Here is a 20,451-nt window from a genome sequence, read left to right as displayed (position 1 = left end):
GGCTACGCCGCGTTTGCATCCGCACCGACACCCCGAACCGACCGCCTCCGTCGCGTCAGAAGACTCGGACGTTCGTCGCGTTGCCCCAGAGCACGCCGGCATTCGCGCGGCTGAGGGAACCACTGCCGTTCCCGCGGCCGTCACCGGTGAGGTCATTGCCCGCCTGCCTGCCCGCCTGGCCGCCTGCCCGCCTGTCGTTCATACGACGATGCAGGTCATGGCCGCCCACAGCAGGGGCGAGTGCTCGATCCGGCCGCCGGACCGCCAGCGGTCGAGCTGCTCGCGCTGCCAGCGGCCGAGCGCGTGCACGGGGTCACGGTGCTCGTGGGCGCTGTCGACGGCGACGATCGCCTCCGACAGCGGACGTACGGACGCGGACGCACCGGCCAGCCGGTGGAACGCGAGGTTCGTCGGCAGGACCCAGCGGGTGGCGGTGACCAGCTCAGCCCCGTTGTGGATCATGGCCGTGGCCAGGCCGAACGACTCGGCGAACCGCAGATCGCCGCCGCTCTCGCAGCCGATCAGGGCGACACGGCGTGGCGCGGGCCAGATCCTCGCGCCCGGCTCACCGTCCGCGCGCAGGGGAAGCGTGCCCAGGAGCAGATCCTTGGCCGACAGCGGGCGATGGCTGCGGACCGGCTCGGCCAGACCGGCGCTCTCCGGACCGCAGCACAGATGGAGCGTGCCGTCCTCGCTCTGTCCGCCTTCGACCGGAGCGCCGCTCACATGCCCGACGTACATCAGCCGGCGCGCCCCCTCGCGGAGCACGCCGCTCAACCAGTCCCGGTCCAGGTCGGTGCGGCGGAAGGCCTCCGCAGGGGCGGCGACCGAGGGCACGACGGCACCGGCGTCGAGCCGGCGCTGGACGAACGACAGCAACTCCGGGTCCGAGCCGGGCGGTCCCAGGACCGAGCCGAGCGGGGAGTCGGCCCGGAATCCGGGCACCCGGGGGTCGAGGACGAGAACCACCGCGCCCGCTCCCGTTTCCGTGCCGGATTCCGTACCGGTTTCGGCGTCCGATCCCCCGTCCGATTCCGTGCCGGTTTCCGCTCCCGCTTCCGCCTCGGTTTCCGCGCCCGTTTCCGCGCCCGTTTCCGCGTCCGTTTCCGCGCCGGTTTCCGCGTCCGGCGCCGGGCGGGCAGTGGGGGTTCCCTGCCGCAGGGACGCCGGTGCGGTGGTCACTACGTCCGCCAGGTCGATGAGGCGTACGTCGCCCGCGTCGTCGACGGCGAGCAGTTCCCACGGCACCTGGGCGACCCGGGGCGACGGCTGGATCCGCACCAGGGGACGGCCCGCGCGAGCCGACACCTGACGTATCTGCTCCGTCAGCCCCTGCGGCCACAGCGCCCCGGCCAGCACCCGCGCGAGCCGCAGCTCGGCCCGGTACTCGGCCAGCGCGCCCGAGTCGAACGCCCGCCGCATCCCCTCGGCTCCCCCGACCGCCCCCGGCAGCGCGGCGGCCAGCGCACGGACCGCCTCCTCGACCTCGTCGGCGGGCCCACGACCGGTACCGAACCCCCGGGCCCCGCCCGCCCACGTCCAGGTCATGAACAGGTCGCCGGCGTCGGCCAGCCGGACCTGGACCACCGGGCGGCCCGTCAGATCGTCGGTCGTCCAGAACGGCGTCTCCGCCTCGCTCACGATCCGGCGGTGGTAGCGGAACTCGGCCGCCGCGATGTACTCCTGCAACGCGACGCGGCCGGATTCCGACGACATCCGCACCTTGGGCGGCGGCGCCACACGCAGTCCCGCGGAGGCAGCGGCCTCCGCCGCCGCACCCCCGAGCGTCAGCGCGCCGTCGACGGGCTCGTACGTCTTCATGCCCGCGCCCGGGAACACCGGGGCGTCGGGCGTCGCCGACCGCGGCGTACGGTCCAGCGCCAGCGAGGCGCCCGCGCAGCGGTGTTCCGCCAGCTCGAAGAGCAGTCCCTGGTCCTGCCGGCGTACCGCCAGGCGGAAGACCAACTGCATGGCTTCGTCAGCGAGTTCCAGCCACTGGCTGCGCGCGTGGGCGGTGACGAAGTCGAAGCGGGCCGCCTCCAGGGCCAGTGCGGCGGGAAGGGCGACCGAGATCGCCGTACCGAGGGACTCCGCCTCGCGGTCACCGTGGTCCGTCCGGTTCAGATTGTCCTCGAGGGTTCGCGCGAGCAGGAGATCGACCTGGGCGCACCGCTCGTACACCTCCCGCTCCTGGTACACGTCCCGGGCCTGCTGGGCCAGCCGCTTCATCTCGTCGATGTCGCCCCGCCCGTAGGCGTGCTGGGCGCCCAGCAGCATGCTGTCGGCGGCGGCGATCGAGGCGCCGAGCCGCTCGAACCGGGCGAGGCTCGCCGCCAGCAGGTCCTGCGCGCCGACGGCGTCGCCGCGCTGCCCGGCGAGAAAGCCGCGGGCCTGTTCACAGACCGCCAGGTCACCGAACCGCCGCTGCCGCTCGAAGAACGCGGACGCCTCCGCGAACAACCGCTCCGCGAGGTCGAGATCGCCCCGGTGCATCGCGACGTACGCCCGGTGCGCGAGCAGCGACTGCCGCTCACCGGTGTCCCCCAGCGCCCGGAAGCCGTCCTCCGCGCGGGCGAAGCAGTCCTCGGCCGGGTCGAACCGCCCGGTCGAGGCGCAGATCAGCCCGAGGGCGACCAGCAGCCGCGGGACGGTCTCCACCGCGGTCGCCGGCGTGGTGGCCAGGAGCGCCTCGGCCTGTTCCTCGGCGGCTCCCCACTCGCTCCGCTCGATCAGCAGATGCACCCGGTTCAGGCCGAGTTCGGAGGCGCGCAGTCCGTCGGGATCGTCGAACTCGGGCAGCCTGACCGCCGCCTCGTCGAGACAGGCCAGCGCCTCGTCCAGACGCCCGGTGCCGCGCAGCAGGTCGGCCCTGGCGAGCAGCGTCCTCAGCAGCAGCTCCAGCCACAGTTGGCGGCCGCGCGGCCCCATGGGCACCGATGCGATGTCGTCGAGCAGGGCACGGGACCGCTCGACGGCGTCCTCCGCGCCGCCCAGGTCCGTGGCGGTGAGCCGGACACTCGCGATGTTCGCCAGCAGATGCGCCCGCAGGAACCGCACGTCGGGCGAGTCCTCGAGCGACTCGGCCACGGTGAGCAGTTCTTCGTAGACGGCGATCGCGGCGGCGGGATCGGCGGCCAGCTGGTGTTCCTCGGCCAGGGCGAAACGACTGTCGAACGGCTCCCCGTACAGCCGCATCACCGCCCCGCTCTCCTGGCCCTCACGCTCCTGGCCCTCGCGCTCGCGGCCTTCACGCTCCTGGCTTTCACGCCCGCGCCCCTCACGCTCCTGGCCTTCACGCTCGCGGCCCTCGCGCTCGCTCTCGTCCATCCGTCAGTAGTCCTCTTCCGTGGCAGCCGCGACGGCGGCGATCTCGGCGAGAAACGGCCCCGAGGAGGCGTCGTGCGCCGCCCCGTCGTACGCCAGGGGCCGGGCCGCGTCGGCGAGCCGCCGCCGGACCAGCTCGCGGATCGCGTCCCGGTCGGCGCGGTCTTCGGGTCCGCCGGGCCCCGGGTCGAATCCCGGCAGCAGCACACCCACCTCGAAGTGCGGGGGCACGGCGTCGGCCGGACCGTACGGATCCAGGTCCGCCCGGCCGGTCCACACGTCGTCCCGCCGGGCCAGGGGCACCCGGTTCCGACGGCCGCCGTTCACCGTGACCTCGGCGACGAGGGGCGCTCCGGCAACGGGCGCCGCGATGTGCGCGACGATCTCGAGCTCGATCTGCCGTCGTGCGCCGAGTGCGCGAGCGGTCCAGGACACCGCGGTCTCGGAGGCGTCGACGAAGCCGGGCGGGTAACGGCGCCAGTCGTTCGTACCGGCGCCCCTGGCGATCACCCGGCCGCCCGCGGCGCGCTGCTCGCCCGCCGCGAGGGCATAGCCGCCGTGCCGCACGAACAGCGCGCCGAGGTCGACCGTCGTAGCGGCCGGACGGCGTTCGTCCAGGGCCGACCGGAGCCGGCGCAGCGCCTGCCCGTCCAGCCCGGCGCCGTCCGCCGCGTCGTCGAGCAACCGCAGGACGCTCTCCAGATGCCGCGCCGTGTCGGCCGACTGCGGCGCCGCGCACCACCACTGGACCAGCGGGTCGAGCGCGGCCTGGTGATCCTTTATCAGCTCGGCCACGCAGCCGTCGGGCTGGTCACCGAACCGGCCGTAGCCGCCGTGGACGCCGTGGCCGTCACGACTGTCGTAGCCGCCGTGGACGCCGTGGCCGCCACGACTGTCGTAGCCGCCGTGGACGCCGTGGCCGCCACGACTGTCGTAGCCGCCGTGGCCGTCATGGCCAGCGCCGAAGTCGGTGAACTCGTCGAAGTCGTCGCATTCGCTGAACAGTTGCTGGCACCAGTGGGTGAGCGCGGCCAGTTCCAGGCCGAGCACGTCCGGTTCGAGCGCCGGTATCCCGTCCACGTACGACGCCGGCCACCACCGGGCCGCCCAGTGCCCGAAACCGAGCCGGGCGGCGGCGCCCGCGAGAGCGGTCACGTCCGCGGTCACCCCTGCACCGGTCGGCTCCCCCGCCGTACAAGCCTGCACCGCGGCGGCGGTGCGCTCGCCGTACAGCGCCCACAGCCACTGCTGCGCCCGCCCCACGTCATGCACCTCCGCCACCGGCAGTCCGGGTTCCTCGCGGACGGGCCAGGACAGAACGGCCCCCGCGACGTCGAGAACGGCTCGGGCGAAATCGGGGCCGCCGCCGTCATCGGCCCGGCCGGGGGCGGGACCGGCGGCGATCCGGATCGTGCCGTCCTCGCCCCGCGCGACCTGGACGTCCATGTGGGCCTGCGCCATCACGCGCTCCTCGGCTCGGCCGCTGCCGCCGGGTTCGGTGGGGTCCCCGAGGTCGCCGGAATCGCCGGGCTCACCGGGACAGCCGAGTTCAGCGGGACAGTCGGGCTCACCGGGACAGTCGAGTTCACCGGGACCTCCGCGCTGCCCGGAGCCGTCGACAGCGTGCGCAGTGCCGACCGGACCCTGGCACGGTGGTCCATCATCACCGAGCGGGCGACCCCGTCGAGCACCGCCCAGGCCGACGCGACGTCCGCAAGCGGCGCGCCGCGGACGTCCCGCCCGTGCAGCCGCACCCAGAGCCGCCGCATATAGGCGGACCAGGGGGTACGAAGATCCCGGGCGAGGGCGTCGAGGGCGTCGAGTACGCCACCGCCGTCCCTGTCACCGTCACTGCCGCCGTCCCTGCCTCCGGCCCCGTGGCCGTGACGGCCGCGGTCCCCGTTGCCCTGGCCACCGCCGCCGTCCCCGTTGACGTTGCCGTGGCCGCCACCGTCGTCGCCGCCGTGGCCGCCGCCGTTTGGGTCGGGGCGGGGAGAAACGGTCATCCTGCGGGCACGCAGGACCGACGCCTCCCGTCGCCAGCGGCTGTTCACGGCCCGATGCGCCGCCGTGCGCCCCGGCGCGGGTTCCCCGGTTCCCAGCGGGTCGAGGCCGACCGCGAGCCGGCCGCCGAGGACCAGGGCGACGCGCAGGCTCTCGTCGTGCAGGCCGAACGGAGCGCAACTGCGTCCGACCTCCCGCCCGACCAGCTCGGGCACCGTCGGCAGTTCCTCACGCCGGGCCGACGACTGGAGCACGACGAAGAGCCGTTCGAAGAGCGTCCGGTCCAGCGGCGCGGGAAGCGTGGCCGTCGAGGCACCCCGGCCGACCTGCGGCCGCGGCGGCAGCTGACGCCCGGTCAGTCCCAGGTGCGCCGGCAGATCGTCGCGGCCCCAGACGCCGTCCGCGTGCGCCCACAGGGCCCGGCCGAGCAGACCGCCGTGTCCCGCCTCGACCATGGCCGCGTACTCCGGCGAGTCGCCCGCCCCGCCCGGCGTACCGCAGACCTCCAGCACCTCGCCCGCCAGTGCGACCGCCGCGACGGCGTCGGCGACCCGGGCCGGCCGGCGGCTCTCCCATCCACCGGCCAACTCCCCGTCGAGCCGGGCGCGCCGGACAGCGTCGGCGAGGTGGTCCTTCAGCGCTTCCACCGTGCGTCCGCCGTCCGCGTCCGCCACCTCCTCGACCACGGCCCTGGCCACCGCGTCCGCACCCGCCGAGGGCGGTCCGTGCTCGGTGGCCAGCTCGAAGCAGCGCTGGAAGTACAGGTCCTGGGGGTTGCCCGCCACGATGCCCAGCGCCCGGCGGACCCTCTTGAGCAGGGTGAACCACCGTGCCGTCGCCTCCAGACGCTCCCCGGACTCCCGGATCAGCGCGTCGAGGCGCGCGGCCTGCGCCGGTCCGAGGAAGTCCACCGCGAGTTCGGGGCGCAGCGCCGGCCTGACGATCAGCGGCAGCACTATCAGCTTGACCGTCCGGGTCAACGGCGCGCCGCCGGGCCCGCTCAGCGATTCCAGCCCCGGCCCGAGGCCACGCCAGGCCCCGTCGATCACCATGGCGCGCGGTCGGCGCTCGCCGGTCGGCTGGCTCGGGGGCGGCATGTCTGGAGCGTACGTCGTCCGGAAACGAGCGGGCGAACCTGGGATCGGTAGGCGCCCCCGGCCTTCTAGCGTCCCGACCGTGGACGCGTTCCGGATCGCGCACGACGAGGTCCGTGCAGGCCGCGTCGGACACAGCCGGGCGTCGCCCGACATCGCCGAGAAGGGGAAGCCGTCATGGGAATCTTCAGGAAGCGTCACCGGACCCGCGAGGAGCGGGCCGCCGAGATCGCCGGCAAGGTGGCCGGCGGCAAGGGTTTCTACGGTCGCGCCACCCGCGCCTTCCTCGGCGCCGAGGACTACGCGCGGGTCCAGCAGTCGATGAGCGCGTACAACTCCGGGATCGGCGTACAGCAGTTGCTCGCCATGGGGGTGCCGACCATACCCGCCGTCGTCGTGTCGATCAGCGACACCGGCAAGCTGGTCAACTTCGACCCGGTCGTCGTCCTGGTCGTCGACCTGGTGCCCCGGCCGTCCGGGGCCGCCGAGCGGATCACCCTTCAGACCATCGTCTCGAAGCTGCGGATCCCGCGCGCCGGCGACCAGGTACTGCTGGTCGCCGACCCCGCCCGGCCGGGCGACTACCTGTACGCCGGGGACGGTGTCGCCCCGTGACGGCACCGCCGTACGAAGCACTGGTGACCGACACGGTCCTGATCTCGTTCGACGGCCGGATCCTGGAGCTGTTCGGCTACTCCGACACCCACCGCACCCACATCTGGCAGGCGCCCCGGCTGGAGTTCGGCACGGGCCGCAACCCCAGGATGACGATCGTCACCGGACGCGGTACGCGCCACTCCCTCCCCTACGACTCGCACCGGCTGGACGGGCTGCGCGTCCTCGCCGAGCGGCTGGCACAGGGCCCGTCCGAGCGGCCGGAGCCCTGAGATGGCCGACGGCGGGAACGGCGTCCCCGAGCCGACGCAGGCGTCCGACCTCGGTCCGTACGCGACGGTGGTCCTCTGCTCCACCGCCCTGGGCCTGTGCGTGTGCGGACCGGTCATGCTGGGCTTCACCGTCTTCGCCGACGCTCCCCTCATGCTCGGGGGCATCCTGTCCACGCTGCTCTGCACGCCGTTGGGCATCGGCCTCTGGGCCCACGCCTCCGTCGAGAGGGGCAACAACCGGCGGCTCGACACCGTCGGGGTCGCTGCGACGGCGGAGGTCACCGACCTGACCGACTGGGAGGACGCGGACGACGCCGGTGTCATGGTCGCTCTCCGCATCGGCGGCCCGGGCCTGCGGACGTTCGAGACGACCTGGAAACGCTCACGGCACCCCGCCCTGCGCGTGGGCCTCCGCCTCACGGCCGTCGTCGACCCGACCGACAACCTGTTCCGCGTCTCCCTCTGATCGGCGCAGAAAGGCCGGCACTGGCATGGGCGGTTACGAACTACTGGAACTGTGGTGGGTGGTACCCGCGGGGCTGGCGTTCCTCGGCTACACCCTCTCGCTCACCGGACTGACCCGGGCCCAGCGCGCGGTATGGGTGACGGCGCGGATCGTGGCCGTGGAACCACCGGCCCACGGCGCCTCCAAGCAGCCCGGCATACCGGTGACGGTCGCGTTCCAGGACCCTTTCACCGAAAGGCAGTTCACCCTGTCGAACGCGGGCAGGCACGGTTACTCGGTCGAGGAAGCCTGGGTGGGCCGGGAACTGCGGGTGCGCTACCCCCGAGGGCAGCCGCACCGGTTCCGCGTCACGACCGACACCCCGCAGGACAGGAACGGCCGGGTCGGCCCCGACTGCGCGACGATCCTGCTCCTCATCGGCCTCGTGATCCATGCGACCGTCGTCCGGGGCTACCCGTACGCGCTGCTCGGCTTCGGCGCCCTGCTCACCGTCTTCGCGGCGGCCAGTCCCGACATCCGCGCAGCCCGCGCCCGCGACGACCTGCTGTCCTCGGCCGTGGCCGTCCCGGCCCGCGTCGTGGCCGTCACCAAGGACGTCTACACCGACGGGGAGGGCGAAGAGCTCGTCAACCACGCTCCGGTCCTCACCTTCACCACCGAGGACGGCACCCACGTCACCGTCCTGTCCCGCGACGGCATCCCCGACCCGAGCCACTCCCTCCACCGTGAACTCACCCTCCACTACGCCCCCTCCGACCCGGCCGTCTACACCCCCGACCCCGCAGCGGACCGTCGCGCCAACGAACGGGCCATCGGCTGGATCATCATCCTGCTGATCACCGGTGCGGCGGCGGTCGCGACGGGCGCGGCACTGCTCTGACACCCGGGCCGCACCCGGACCGCCGCCTACAGGTGTCGCCGGCAGGACGTCGGCCGGCCGTCGGCCGTCGGTTCCGTGCAGACCGGTCACCAGGTGGTGGACGACCTCGACGGCTGCTGGGGCTGCGCCGGGTACTGCGGCTGGGGCTGCTGGGGATAGCCGGTGCTGTGACCGGTGCTGTAGCCGGTGCCGTGACCGGCGGCATCGCCGTAGCTGTCGCCGCCGGCGGCGTCGTACGGTGCGGGCGCGACCCGGTCCGCGTCCTCGTCGCCGAGCATCATGTCCGGGTCGAACATCACGATCACGGCGGCGATCAGCAGAATGGCGAACGGCGCGGCGAGCATGACCAGGAGGAAGGACAGCAGCGTGGTGGACGACTGCGCGGTCGCCGCTTCGCCGGTGAGGTGGACGGAGACCGCGGCCATGCCGGTGTAGTGCATGCCGGTCACAGCCACACCCATGACCAGGCTCGCGCCGACGGTGGACCACAGCCCGTGGACGGAGACCGCCGCCCACAGCGCCGCCGTGGCGGCGGCGACGGCGATGACGACCGACAGGGCCACCGCCCGCGTGTCGTAGTGGAGCCCGCCGTTGGTGTGGATGGCGGCCATACCGAGGTAGTGCATGGCCGCGACCCCGAGCCCGGTGATCAGACCGGCCATGCCCAGGTTCAGCGAAGAGCCGCCGCGGTAGCCGACGAGGAACACGCCGATGGCGACGACGACGATCGCGACGGCGAGGCTCAGGAGCGTCTTCGTCACGTCGTAGTTCACCAGCGCGCCCTGCACGCTGAAGCCGATCATGGCGATGAAGTGCATGGTCCAGATGCCGCAGCCGATGGATATGGCACCCAGGGCCAGCCAGCCGGCTCTGCGCTGCGGGCGCCGAAGCGAGCGGGTCGTGCACCGCAGCCCGAGTCCCGCGCCGAGACAGGCCATCAGATAGGCGGCCACGGGAGTCACGGCGCCGTAGTAGAAGTTGGAGACGGTGGCGGTCATCAGGGTTCCCTTCACATGCGTCTCGGCAGAGCGGACGACACCGCGGAGGCGGTGTGCGGGCAGACACGGTGATGCGGACACGCGGACGCATCGGGGTGCTGAGGTCAGAGACGGGTGAGCGACGCCGATCCCCGTCCCCGCCATACGGGTTGGCCGGCTCGGCCGGGAGGCAGGACCCGGGATGCACGGCCGCCCTGCTGAGGGAGGCAGGGCAGAGGGGAACCGGGCGAACAGATCAAGCCACCTGGCCGAGTTGTGCATGATTCAAGCACATGATGCACACACTTCCCACACAATGCGGGCACTCGTTCGCCGAATCGATACATCGCCGCTCTTCGCCACAAATCCCGTACACCGCACGGCGACCACAACCGCGCCCCTGGACCCGCGACCCGCCCCCCAAGCGCAGGACGCCGTGCAAAGCCGCCAATAGCCGCCGACAGCCGGTGATAGCCGGTGATAGCCGGTGATAGCCGGTGACGACACCCCGAGTTGAGCTCAGCCGGTCACAGAGGAAGGCGGAACGGCCTCAGAACTCTCCGCGTCCGCCGAGCCACCCGTGCCGACCGCGGCCGGACCGGCCCACCCTGGATGATCAGCGGGTCCCGAGGTCGAGACTCGCGCCACACAGGCAACCGGTCGACACAGAACGGAACTTCACCAGCGCCGGCCACAACCGCGCCCCCCGAGAAGCCACCCACCGCCCGGACGCGCCCCGGGCAACCCTCCCGGGCGGGTCCGGGCGGCCGGCGTCCAGGCGTCCACATCCAGCGATCCGAGCTCTCCGCCGACCGCCTGCGCGGTCCTGACCGGAGCGACGTCCGTCACCACCCTCGCCGAGTGAGCGACCGGCGGCGGAGGCGAGCCAAGCCCGCCGCCCGGCGTGCGTCTGTCGATCTTCGTCGACCCCGGAACCCGCACCCGAGACCAAGACCAAAACGGAGAAGGAGACGGAGACGGAGTCGGAGGAGGCTGAGAGGGAGACTGGGGCTGGGGCTGGGGCTGGGCTGCGACTGGGACTGGGACCAGGGACAGCCGCGCGGCCCGCGCTAGGCGCTCTCGCCGTATCCATCAAAAGCAAAAGCCCCAGGTCACGGCGAGTGAGTCCTGAGGCTTCGGCAGAGCCGCCTTCGGGATTCGAACCCGAGACCTACGCATTACGAGTGCGTTGCTCTGGCCATCTGAGCTAAGGCGGCGCGCTGTCCACACCATGGTGCGATCAGCAACGTCGGTAAGTCTACACAGTTTCCAGGGGTGCTCCGAACAGGCCCCGGGAGGGCTCGTCCCGGGGCCGCACCGGCCGCTACTTGCAGCGCTTGCCGTCCGCCGGAGGGGTTCCGTGGAGCAGGTAGGTGTCGATCGCGGAGTCGATGCAGGCGCTGCCGCGGCCGTAGGCGGTGTGGCCGTCGCCCTCGTAGGTGAGGAGGCGGGCCGAGGTGAGCTGGTGGGCCAGGGACCGGGCCCAACGGTACGGGGTCGCCGGGTCGCGGGTGGTGCCGACGACGACGATCGGGGCGGCGCCCTTCGCCTCGATGAGGTGCGGCTCGCCCGTGGGCCTCACCGGCCAGTAGGCGCAGTTCAAGGAGGCCCAGGCGAGCCCCTCGCCGAAGACCGGGGACGCCTTCTCGAAGGACGGCAGCGCCTTCTCGACCTGGCCGGGAGTGGAGAAGGCCGCGGGGAGGTCGAGGCAGTTCACCGCCGCGTTGGCGGCCATCAGATTGGCGTAGCGGCCGTCGGCGTCCCGCTCGTAGTAGCTGTCGGAGAGGGCGAGCAGGCCCGCGCCGTCCTTGTCCTTGATCGCCGAGTTCAGCGCCTCGCGCAGCTGCTCCCAGGTGCTCTCGTCGTACATCGCCGCGATCACGCCGGTGGTGGCGAGGGCCTCGCCGAGCTTGCGGCCGTCCGGGTCGCCGGTGGGGATCGGGTGCGCGTCGAGCTTGCGGAAGAAGGCCTTGAGGTTCTCGCCGACCTTGGCGGGAGCCGTGCCCTTGCCGCCGAGCGGGCAGTCGGGCCGCGTGACACAGTCCTTCGCGAACGACTGGAACGCCGTCTCGAAGCCCGCCGTCTGGTCCAGGTTGAGGCGGCGGGCGGGCAGCGACGGGTCCATCGCGCCGTCCAGGACGAGCCGGCCCACCCGGTTCGGGAAGAGCCCCGCGTAGGTCGCGCCGAGGAACGTCCCGTACGACGCCCCCACGTACGTGAGCTTCCCGTCGCCCAGCACCGCGCGCAGGATGTCCATGTCACGAGCCGCCTCCACGGTGGAGACGTGCCGCAGCAGCCGTGCCGAGCGCGCGCCGCAGCCCTCCGCGAACTCCTTGTACGCGTCGACGAGTTCGCCGGTCTCCCGCTGGTCGTCGGGGGTGGTGTCCGTCTGGGTGTAGGTGTCCATCGCGCGCCCGTCGAGGCACTCCACGGGCTCACTGCGGGCCACGCCCCGCGGGTCGACGGCGACCATGTCGTAGCGGGCCCGGACCCCGGCGGGGTAGCCGATGCCGGCGTACTGCTGGAGGTAGCCGACCGCCGAGCCGCCCGGTCCGCCCGGGTTCACCAGCAGCGAGCCGAGCCGCTTGCCCGGGCCCGTCGCCTTCTTGCGGGCGACCGCGAGCCGGACGTCGCCCGCGCCCGGGTCCGCGTAGTCGAGCGGTGCTCTCAGGGTCGCGCACTCGAAGCCGGGCACACCGCAGCCGCGCCAGCTCAGCTTCTGCCCGTAGTACGGCGCGAGCGCCGACGGCGTGGCCCGCGGCAGTGCGACGAGCGCCGCCACCGCCGTGGACCCTGCGGAGCTCGTCGTCCCCGCGGCGGAACAGCCGGAGACGAGCAGCGCGGCGAGCGAGAGGAGCGTGACGCCGGTTCGGGACCTGCGGAGAGAGCGCCTGATGTGCATCCAGCGAGCGTAACTCTGCGCAATGGCACGAACGCCGTACGTACACGAAGGGACACGGACGAGTGACGCCGTCAACCCAAGATCGACGACGCGTACCGATGCCGGGCCGGGCCGACCCGCTCGCCGAGCGCCGGGCGCCGGCACGGACGCCGGGCACGGACGGCGGGTCAGCCCGCTCTGAGCGCCATGGTCATCGCCTCCACCGCGAGCAGTGGAGCCACATTCCGGTCGAGGGCCTGTCTGCACCCGGCGATGGCCTCGATACGGCGCAGGGTCGACTCCGGGCTGCTGCCGCGGGCGAGCCGCTCCAGGGCGTCCTCGGCGTCCACGTTGGCGATCGCGATGCGGGAGCCGAGCTGGAGGGCGAGGACGTCGCGGTAGAAGGCGGTCAGGTCGGTGAGCGCGAGGTCGAGGCTGTCGCGCTGCGTGCGCGTCCTGCGGCGCTTCTGCTTGTCCTCCAGGTCCTTCATCACGCCCGCCGTACCGCGCGGCATCCGGCCGCCCTGGACCGCGCCCAGCGCCGCCTTCAGTTCCTCGGTCTCCTTGCCGTCCATCTCCTCCGCGAGCTGCTTGGCGTCCTCGGTCGCCGCGTCGACCAGCTCCTGGGCAGCCCGGAGGCAGCCGCCGACGTCGTCGACCCGCAGGGGCAGCTTCAGCACGGACGCGCGGCGCTCCCGCGCGGCGGGGTCGGTGGCCAGTCGGCGGGCCCGGTCGACGTGCCCCTGGGTGGCCCGGGCGGCGGCCGCGGCGACGGCCGGCTCGATGCCCTCGCGCCGGACGAGCATGTCGGCGACGGCGTCGACGGAGGGCGTGCGCAGGTTCAGGTGCCGGCAGCGGGAGCGGATGGTGGGCAGCACGTCCTCCAGCGAGGGCGCGCAGAGCAGCCAGACCGTCCGGGGGGCGGGCTCCTCGACGGCCTTCAGCACGGCGTTGGCCGACTTCTCGTTCAGCCGCTCGGCGTCCTCGACGAGGATGATCTGCCAGCGGCCCGTGGCGGGCGAGGTGTACGACTTACGGACCGTGTCGCGCATGTCCTCGGCGAGGATCTGCGAACCGACGGCGGCGACGGTGTTGACGTCGGCGTGGGTGCCGATGAGCGCCGTATGACAGCCGTCGCAGAACCCGCAGCCCGGAACACCGCCGAGCGCCCGGTCCGGGCTCACGCACTGGAGGGCGGCGGCGAAGGCCCGCGCCACCTGGCCGCGACCGGCACCGGGCGGGCCGGTGATCAGCCAGGCGTGCGTCATCTTCGACGTCTCGGGCGGCGGAGCGGCGGAGCCGGCCGCGGTGACGAGCGCGTCGGCGTCCCGAGCGGCAGCGGCGAGCTGCTCGCTCACCTTCTCCTGCCCGACGAGGTCGTCCCACACGGTCATGCCTCACGCCGCCCTTTCGTCACGTTTCGCGTTGCGGCTTCCATTGTGCGGGGAGCCACTGACAATCGAGTCACGGGTGAGGTCGACGTCCCGCCGGCGAACGGCGGCGGGACGCCCGGCAGCGGCGATACGCCCGGTGGCGCCGGAACGCTCAGCGGCGCCGGCCCCGCCCGCGGTCCTCGCCGTTGCCTTCCTCGTCCCGGCGCGGGCCCAGCAGTTCGTCCGCCAGCGTGGGCAGATCGTCCAGCGGGGTCTCCTCGGCCCAGTCCGACCGGGGGCGCTGCCGGGGCGCGCCCTCCTCGTCGACCTGCGGCAGCTCACGTGTCCGGTCGTCGGCCCCGTCCGGCCGAGCCCCGTCCCGCTCGCCCCGTTCGTCGCGGAAGTAGCCCGGCGGCACCCGGTCCGAGGGGCCCTGGTCGCGCACGGGAGGCAGCACGGCCGTCTCGTCGGCAGAGTTCCCCTCGCGGACCGGAGGCAGTACGGCCGTCTTCTCCTCGGCGCTCTCGTCGCGCACCGGCGGCAGTACCGCGGTCTCGTCCGCGGCCCCCGGCGGAATCGAGGGCTGCGGCAGCTCGGCCGTCACCTCGGCGTCGGCCCCGCCCGCGGAACCCGCGGGCTTCCCGGAGCCGGACGCGTTCCCGGTCGGCCGGGAGGGCTGCGCGGGCTCCTTGTCCGTCCGGATCGGCGGCAGCACCGCCGTCTCGTCCACCGGCCCGCCCGACGCGTTCGTCGGAGTCACCACCGGCGTCGGCACGGTCACGGCCTCCGGCGGGACCGCCGGAGCCGCCGGAGCGGCGGTCGAGGTGGGGCGCGCCGGCTTCGGTCCGACCTGCGCCGCCGCGGTGGCCTGCTCCGCTGCGCGCCGGGCCTGCTCGGCCCGCAGCAGCGCCTCCTCGGCCTTCCGCTGCTTCTCCAGACGCCGGGCCTCGGCCTCGGCACGCAGCCGCGCCTCCTCCTCGGCCTGCCGACGGCGCCGCTCGTCCTCCGCCTTGCGGCGGGCCTCCTCCTCGGCGCGGGCCTTCTCCTCCGCGAGGAGCCTGACCCGCTCCTCCTCGGCACGCCTGCGTGCTTCCTCGGCGCGCAGCCGCGCCTCCTCGGCCTGCCGTTCGGCCTCGCGCCGCTGCGCCTCCTCCAGCTCGCGCCGCTTGCGCTCCTCCTCCTCGGCGCGCAGCTTGGCGAGCTGCTCCTGGCGCTCGCGCTCCAGGCGCTCCTCCTCGGCCTTGCGCGCGGCCTCTTCCTCGGCCTTGCGGCGGGCCTCCTCCTCGGCCTTCCTGCGCGCCTCCTCCTGGGCCTTGATCTCGGCCTCGGACAGGGGCAGCAGCTGGTCGAGCCGGTGCCGGACGGCGGCCGTGACGGCCTCGGGCTCCTGGGCCGCGTCGACCACCAGGTAGCGGCCCGGGTCGGCGGCGGCCAGCGTGAGGAAGCCGGAGCGCACGCGCGTGTGGAACTCGGCCGGCTCCGACTCCAGCCGGTCCGGTGCCTCCGTGAACCGCTCGCGGGCGGCCTCCGGGGACACGTCCAGCAGGACCGTCAGATGCGGGACCAGGCCGTTCGTCGCCCAGCGCGAGATCCGCGCGATCTCGGTCGGGGACAGGTCGCGGCCCGCGCCCTGGTAGGCCACGGACGAGTCGATGTACCGGTCGGTGATGACCACCGCGCCGCGCTCCAGGGCGGGCCGGACGACCGTGTCGACGTGCTCCGCGCGGTCCGCCGCGTACAGCAGGGCCTCCGCGCGGTGCGAGAGCCCGGCGCTGGAGACGTCCAGCAGGATCGAACGCAGCCGCTTGCCCACGGGCGTGGCCCCCGGCTCACGGGTGAGGACGACCTCGTGGCCCTTGGCCCTGATCCACTCGGCGAGCGCCTCGGCCTGCGTGGACTTGCCGGCGCCGTCGCCGCCCTCCAGGGCGATGAAGAATCCCGTCCCGACCGATGTCTGCACCGGGTCGTCGCCGCCGAGCAGCGCGTCCCGCAGGTCCTGCCGCAGGGGTACGCCGGCACGGTCGTCGACCTTGGCCAGCACCAGTGCGGCCACCGGCAGGAGCAGCGCGCCGACCAGGATCAGCGTGAACGCCGCCCCGCCGTGCGCGAACACGAACTTGCCGTTCTCCAGCCGGTGCGGTCCGATGAGCGCCGCCACCAGCGGGGCGATCACCACGCCCAGCGCCACCACGACCCGTACGAGGGCGTGCAGGTGCTCCGTCGTCCGCGCCCGGCGGTTCTCCTCGGTCTCCTGGTCGAGCAGGGCGTGCCCGGTGTTGGCGGCGACGCCCGCGCCGACGCCGGCCAGGGCCAGGATCAGCAGCACGCTGGTGACGTCCGGGACCAGCCCGGCGGCCAGCAGCGCCGCGCCGGTGAAGGCGATGGCCAGCGCGAGCAGCCGGCGCCGCGACAGCGCCGCCAGCACCTTCGGCGCCGTACGGATGCCGACGACGACCCCGCCGGTCAGCGCGAGCACGAACAGCCCGTACATGACCGGACCGCCGCCCAGGTCCTTGGCGTGCAGTACGGCGACGGCGACGGCGGCGGAGACCGCCCCGGCGACGGCCGCGCAGGCGAGGAGCAGCAACGGGATCGCGCCGGTGCGGCCCGCGTCGACGCCGGTGGCGGTCCTGGGCCGGCGCAGCCCCTCGAGCGGCGACCGCGCGCGCGGGGTGCGCAGTCCGGGCAGCTCCAGGAAGGTCACGATGGACAGGGAGCCGGCGAAGAGTCCCCCGGCGACGTACGAGGCGAGGGCCGCCTGGTGCTGGCCGAACCAGTCGATCCCGGCGCCCAGAAGATTGTTGAACAACGCCGCGACGACCAGCGTGGCCGCGCCCAGCGGGATCGTGACGAAGCTCGTGCGCAGCGACAGCCGGCGCAGGGCGTCCATGTGGTCCGGCAGCGGCCGTACGGTCGCGCCCTCCAGCGGCGGGGCGGGCAGCAGGGCCGGGGACGCGCTCTCGCGGGCCACCGTCCAGAACCGCTCGGCCACCCCGGTCACGAACGCCGTGACGAGCAGCAGAGCGAGCGCGTCGTCCGGCGTCCAGTCGATCCACAGCGGCGCGACGATCAGCAGCGCGGCGCGCACACCGTCCGCGCCGACCATGGTCCAGCGGCGGTCGAGCGGGCCGTCCGGCGAGGTCAGTGAGGTCAGTGGGCCGAGGAGGACGGCGCCGAAGAGGAGGGTGGCCAGAATGCGCACCGCGAAGACGGTCGCCACCGCGAAGGCCACACCGCGGTAGCCGCCCCCGAAGGAGCCCTCCACGATGGCCACCTGGAGGACGAGGAGAACGAACACAAGGAGTGCGAGGGCGTCTCCCACCCCGCTCACCAGCTGTGCGCTCCAGAGCCGCTTGAGCTGCGGCTCGCGCAACAGCGCGCGCACAGCGCGCTCGCGGGAGTCCGCCACCAGGGCGTCGTCCGGTGCCGGGTGGTGGGCCGTTGGCTGCTCGGCTCGCGTCATGCTTTCAGCCTATCGGCCGCGACTGACACCCTGTCGCCCCCGTCCGCACGTACGACCGCCCCGACACCAAAGTGATGCCGGGGCGTTGGTTTAGCCGGTCGTGGATCAGTCCTCGGACGAGGCCGGGGAAGCCGTCGCCTTCTTCGCGACCGTCTTCTTCGTCGTCGTCTTCGCCGCCGTGGTCTTGGCCGTCGTCTTCGCGGCGGTCTTCTTGGCGGCCGTCTTCTTGGCCGGGGCCGTCTTCTTCGCCGTCGCCTTCTTCGCGGGCGCCTTCTTGGCCGTCTTCTTGGCCGGCGCCTTGGCGCGCTTCTCGGCGAGCAGCTCGAAGCCGCGCTCCGGGGTGATCTCCTCGACGCTGTCGCCGGAGCGCAGGGTCGCGTTGGTCTCCCCGTCGGTGACGTACGGCCCGAAGCGACCGTCCTTGACGACGACCGGCTGTCCGCTGACCGGGTCCGCGCCCAGCTCCTTCAGCGGCGGCTTGGCGGCGGCCCGGCCACGCTGCTTGGGCTGGGAGTAGATCTCCAGCGCCTCTTCGAGGGTGATCGTGAAGAGCTGGTCCTCGGTCTGGAGCGACCGGGAGTCCGTGCCCTTCTTCAGGTACGGGCCGTAACGGCCGTTCTGCGCGGTGATCTCCACGCCCTCCGCGTCGGCGCCGACGACCCGCGGCAGCGACATCAGCTTGAGGGCGTCCGCCAGCGTCACCGTGTCCAGCGACATCGACTTGAACAGCGAGGCCGTACGCGGCTTCACGGCGTTCTTGCCGGTCTTCGGGGTGCCCTCGGGGAGCACCTCGGTGACGTACGGGCCGTAGCGGCCGTCCCGGGCGATGATCTGGTGGCCGCTCTCCGGGTCGGCACCGAGCTCGAAGTCGCCGCTCGGCTTGGCGAGCAGCTCCTCGGAGAGTTCGACGGACAGCTCGTCCGGGGCCAGGTCCTCGGGCACGTCCGCCCGCTGGTGGCCCTCGGAGTCCTTCTCGCCGCGCTCGATGTAGGGGCCGTAGCGCCCGACCCGCAGCACGATGTCGTTGCCCACCGGGAACGACGACACCTCGCGCGCGTCGATCGCGCCCAGGTCGGTCACCAGCTCCTTGAGGCCGCCGAGGTGGTCACCGTCGCCGTTGCCGGCCTCGGCCGCACCGCCGTGACCCACGCCTTCGCCGAAGTAGAACCGCTTCAGCCACGGCACGGCCTGCGCCTCACCGCGGGCGATGCGGTCGAGGTCGTCCTCCATCCTCGCGGTGAAGTCGTAGTCGACCAGCCGGCCGAAGTGCTTCTCCAGGAGGTTGACCACGGCGAAGGACAGGAAGGACGGCACGAGTGCCGTGCCCTTCTTGAAGACGTAGCCGCGGTCGAGGATCGTGCCGATGATCGACGCGTACGTCGAGGGGCGGCCGATCTCGCGCTCTTCGAGCTCCTTGACCAGGCTGGCCTCGGTGTAGCGGGCCGGGGGCTTGGTGGCGTGCCCGTCGACCGTGATCTCCTCGGCGGTCAGCGCGTCGCCCTCGCCGACCTGGGGCAGCCGGCGCTCGCGGTCGTCCAGCTCGGCGTTCGGGTCGTCGGCGCCTTCGACGTACGCCTTCAGGAAGCCGTGGAAGGTGATCGTCTTGCCGGAGGCGCTGAACTCGACGTCCCGGCCGTCGGCGGCGTTGCCACCGATCTTCACCGTGACGCTGTTGCCGACCGCGTCCTTCATCTGGGAGGCGACCGTCCGCTTCCAGATCAGCTCGTAGAGCTTGAACTGGTCGCCGGTCAGGCCCGTCTCGGCGGGCGTGCGGAAACGATCACCCGAGGGGCGGATCGCCTCGTGCGCCTCCTGCGCGTTCTTGACCTTGCCGGCGTACGTGCGCGGCTGGGGCGGCAGGTAGTCGGCGCCGTACAGCTGCGTGACCTGGGCGCGGGCGGCCTTGATCGCCGTCTCGCTCAGCGTCGTGGAGTCCGTACGCATGTACGTGATGTAGCCGTTCTCGTACAGCTTCTGCGCGACCTGCATGGTGGCCTTGGCGCCGAAACCGAGCTTGCGGCTGGCCTCCTGCTGCAGCGTCGTCGTACGGAACGGGGCGTACGGCGAGCGGCGGTAGGGCTTCGACTCGACGGACCGGACGGCGAACCGCGTGTTCTCCAGGGCGACGGCCAGGGAGCGGGCGTTCGTCTCGTCGAGGTGGAGGATGTTCGCGCTCTTGAGCTGTCCCAGGGAGTCGAAGTCGCGGCCCTGCGCGACCCGCCTGCCGTCGACGGTCTGGAGGCGGGCGACCAGCGACGACGGGTCCGACGCATCCCCCGCGCGGCCGGTCGAGAAGGTGCCCGTCAGGTCCCAGTACTCGGCAGAACGAAACGCGATGCGCTCGCGTTCCCGCTCCACGACGAGCCGGGTGGCGACGGACTGGACACGGCCGGCCGACAGGCGCGGCATGACCTTCTTCCACAGGACCGGCGAGACCTCGTAGCCGTAGAGACGGTCGAGGATGCGGCGGGTCTCCTGGGCGTCGACGAGCTTCTGGTTGAGCTGGCGCGGGTTGGCGACGGCGGCCCGGATCGCGTCCTTGGTGATCTCGTGGAAGACCATCCGCTTGACCGGGATCTTCGGCTTGAGGACCTCCTGGAGGTGCCAGGCGATCGCCTCGCCCTCGCGGTCCTCATCGGTGGCGAGGAAGAGCTCGTCGGATTCCTTGAGGAGCTCCTTGAGCTTCTTGACCTGCGCCCGCTTGTCGGCGTTGACCACATAGATCGGCTGGAAGTCGTGTTCGACGTCCACACCGAGGCGGCGGACCTCGCCCGTGTACTGGTCCGGCACCTCCGCGGCACCGTTGGGAAGGTCACGGATGTGCCCGACGCTGGCCTCGACGATATAGCCGGGGCCGAGGTACCCCTTGATCGTCTTCGCCTTGGCGGGCGACTCGACGATCACGAGTCGGCGGCCGCCCTTTGCGGTCTCGCTGGTCGGGGACAACTTCGCTCTTCTCTCCGGTCGACGCTGGGGCCTCCCCAGGCCTTGCTCCCGGGGTCGGGTCATGGTGACGCTGCGGAGTGTGACGGTACATCCCGCCCCCGTGTCAAACGGGAAAAGCCCGCAACGGCCACTCGAACGGTAACCCGACTACCGCCA

The 20,451-nt window shown here is 72.9% G+C and carries 12 protein-coding genes and 1 tRNA gene; 4 read left to right on the top strand and 9 right to left on the bottom strand.

From position 1 onward, the window contains the following. Positions 1–198: 198 nt before the first annotated feature. The 3 genes from ABT070_RS28875 to ABT070_RS28865 all read right to left on the bottom strand — a co-directional run bounded on the left by ABT070_RS28875 (position 199) and on the right by ABT070_RS28865 (position 6,425). Complete coding sequence (locus tag ABT070_RS28875; protein ID WP_351764879.1) at positions 199–3,195, bottom strand: hypothetical protein; 2,997 nt, start codon at positions 3,193–3,195, stop codon at positions 199–201. A gap of 135 nt (positions 3,196–3,330) precedes the next feature. Beyond that, positions 3,331–4,785 (bottom strand): hypothetical protein, encoded by a 1,455-nt coding sequence (locus ABT070_RS28870; protein WP_351764800.1) that lies wholly within the window; start codon positions 4,783–4,785, stop codon positions 3,331–3,333. Next, on the bottom strand, positions 4,785–6,425 hold the full coding sequence (locus ABT070_RS28865) for a hypothetical protein (RefSeq protein ID WP_351764799.1): 1,641 nt from the start codon (positions 6,423–6,425) through the stop codon (positions 4,785–4,787). The genes ABT070_RS28870 and ABT070_RS28865 overlap by 1 nt, the downstream gene beginning before the upstream one ends. Before the next feature lie 174 nt (positions 6,426–6,599). On the opposite strand from ABT070_RS28865, the gene ABT070_RS28860 reads away from it, so the two are divergent. The 4 genes from ABT070_RS28860 to ABT070_RS28845 are packed head-to-tail and all read left to right on the top strand — an operon-like array spanning position 6,600 to position 8,655. Then, complete coding sequence (locus tag ABT070_RS28860; RefSeq protein WP_351764798.1) at positions 6,600–7,037, top strand: hypothetical protein; 438 nt, start codon at positions 6,600–6,602, stop codon at positions 7,035–7,037. A 23-nt stretch (positions 7,038–7,060) separates the two neighbouring features. Then, positions 7,061–7,309 (top strand): hypothetical protein, encoded by a 249-nt coding sequence (locus ABT070_RS28855; RefSeq protein ID WP_351764797.1) that lies wholly within the window; start codon positions 7,061–7,063, stop codon positions 7,307–7,309. A 1-nt stretch (position 7,310) separates the two neighbouring features. Beyond that, on the top strand, positions 7,311–7,775 hold the full coding sequence (locus tag ABT070_RS28850; RefSeq protein ID WP_351764796.1) for a hypothetical protein: 465 nt from the start codon (positions 7,311–7,313) through the stop codon (positions 7,773–7,775). Positions 7,776–7,800: 25 nt separating this feature from the next. Continuing rightward, a complete protein-coding gene (locus tag ABT070_RS28845; RefSeq protein WP_351764795.1) occupies positions 7,801–8,655 on the top strand; it encodes a DUF3592 domain-containing protein in 855 nt (284 codons plus the stop codon). An 86-nt stretch (positions 8,656–8,741) separates the two neighbouring features. Here the strand turns inward: ABT070_RS28845 and ABT070_RS28840 are convergent, their stop codons facing one another. From ABT070_RS28840 to topA, 6 genes are all read right to left on the bottom strand, one after another. Further along, on the bottom strand, positions 8,742–9,653 hold the full coding sequence (locus ABT070_RS28840; RefSeq protein ID WP_351764794.1) for an MHYT domain-containing protein: 912 nt from the start codon (positions 9,651–9,653) through the stop codon (positions 8,742–8,744). A 1,122-nt stretch (positions 9,654–10,775) separates the two neighbouring features. Further along, positions 10,776–10,849, bottom strand: a tRNA-Thr gene (locus tag ABT070_RS28835). Between the two features lie 107 nt (positions 10,850–10,956). Next, on the bottom strand, positions 10,957–12,534 hold the full coding sequence (locus ABT070_RS28830) for an alpha/beta hydrolase (protein ID WP_351764793.1): 1,578 nt from the start codon (positions 12,532–12,534) through the stop codon (positions 10,957–10,959). A 167-nt stretch (positions 12,535–12,701) separates the two neighbouring features. Continuing rightward, complete coding sequence (locus tag ABT070_RS28825; protein WP_351764792.1) at positions 12,702–13,907, bottom strand: DNA polymerase III subunit delta'; 1,206 nt, start codon at positions 13,905–13,907, stop codon at positions 12,702–12,704. A gap of 151 nt (positions 13,908–14,058) precedes the next feature. After that, on the bottom strand, positions 14,059–17,349 hold the full coding sequence (tmk, locus tag ABT070_RS28820) for a dTMP kinase (protein WP_351764791.1): 3,291 nt from the start codon (positions 17,347–17,349) through the stop codon (positions 14,059–14,061). A 105-nt stretch (positions 17,350–17,454) separates the two neighbouring features. Beyond that, the gene (topA, locus tag ABT070_RS28815) at positions 17,455–20,295 is read right to left on the bottom strand and encodes a type I DNA topoisomerase (protein WP_351764790.1); all 2,841 of its coding nucleotides are present in this window, start codon (positions 20,293–20,295) and stop codon (positions 17,455–17,457) included. Positions 20,296–20,451: the final 156 nt, after the last annotated feature.

This window comes from Streptomyces sp. NPDC002884, assembly GCF_040295245.1.
Taxonomy (GTDB): domain Bacteria; phylum Actinomycetota; class Actinomycetes; order Streptomycetales; family Streptomycetaceae; genus Streptomyces.
This window is presented reverse-complemented; position numbering and strand designations above follow the sequence as displayed.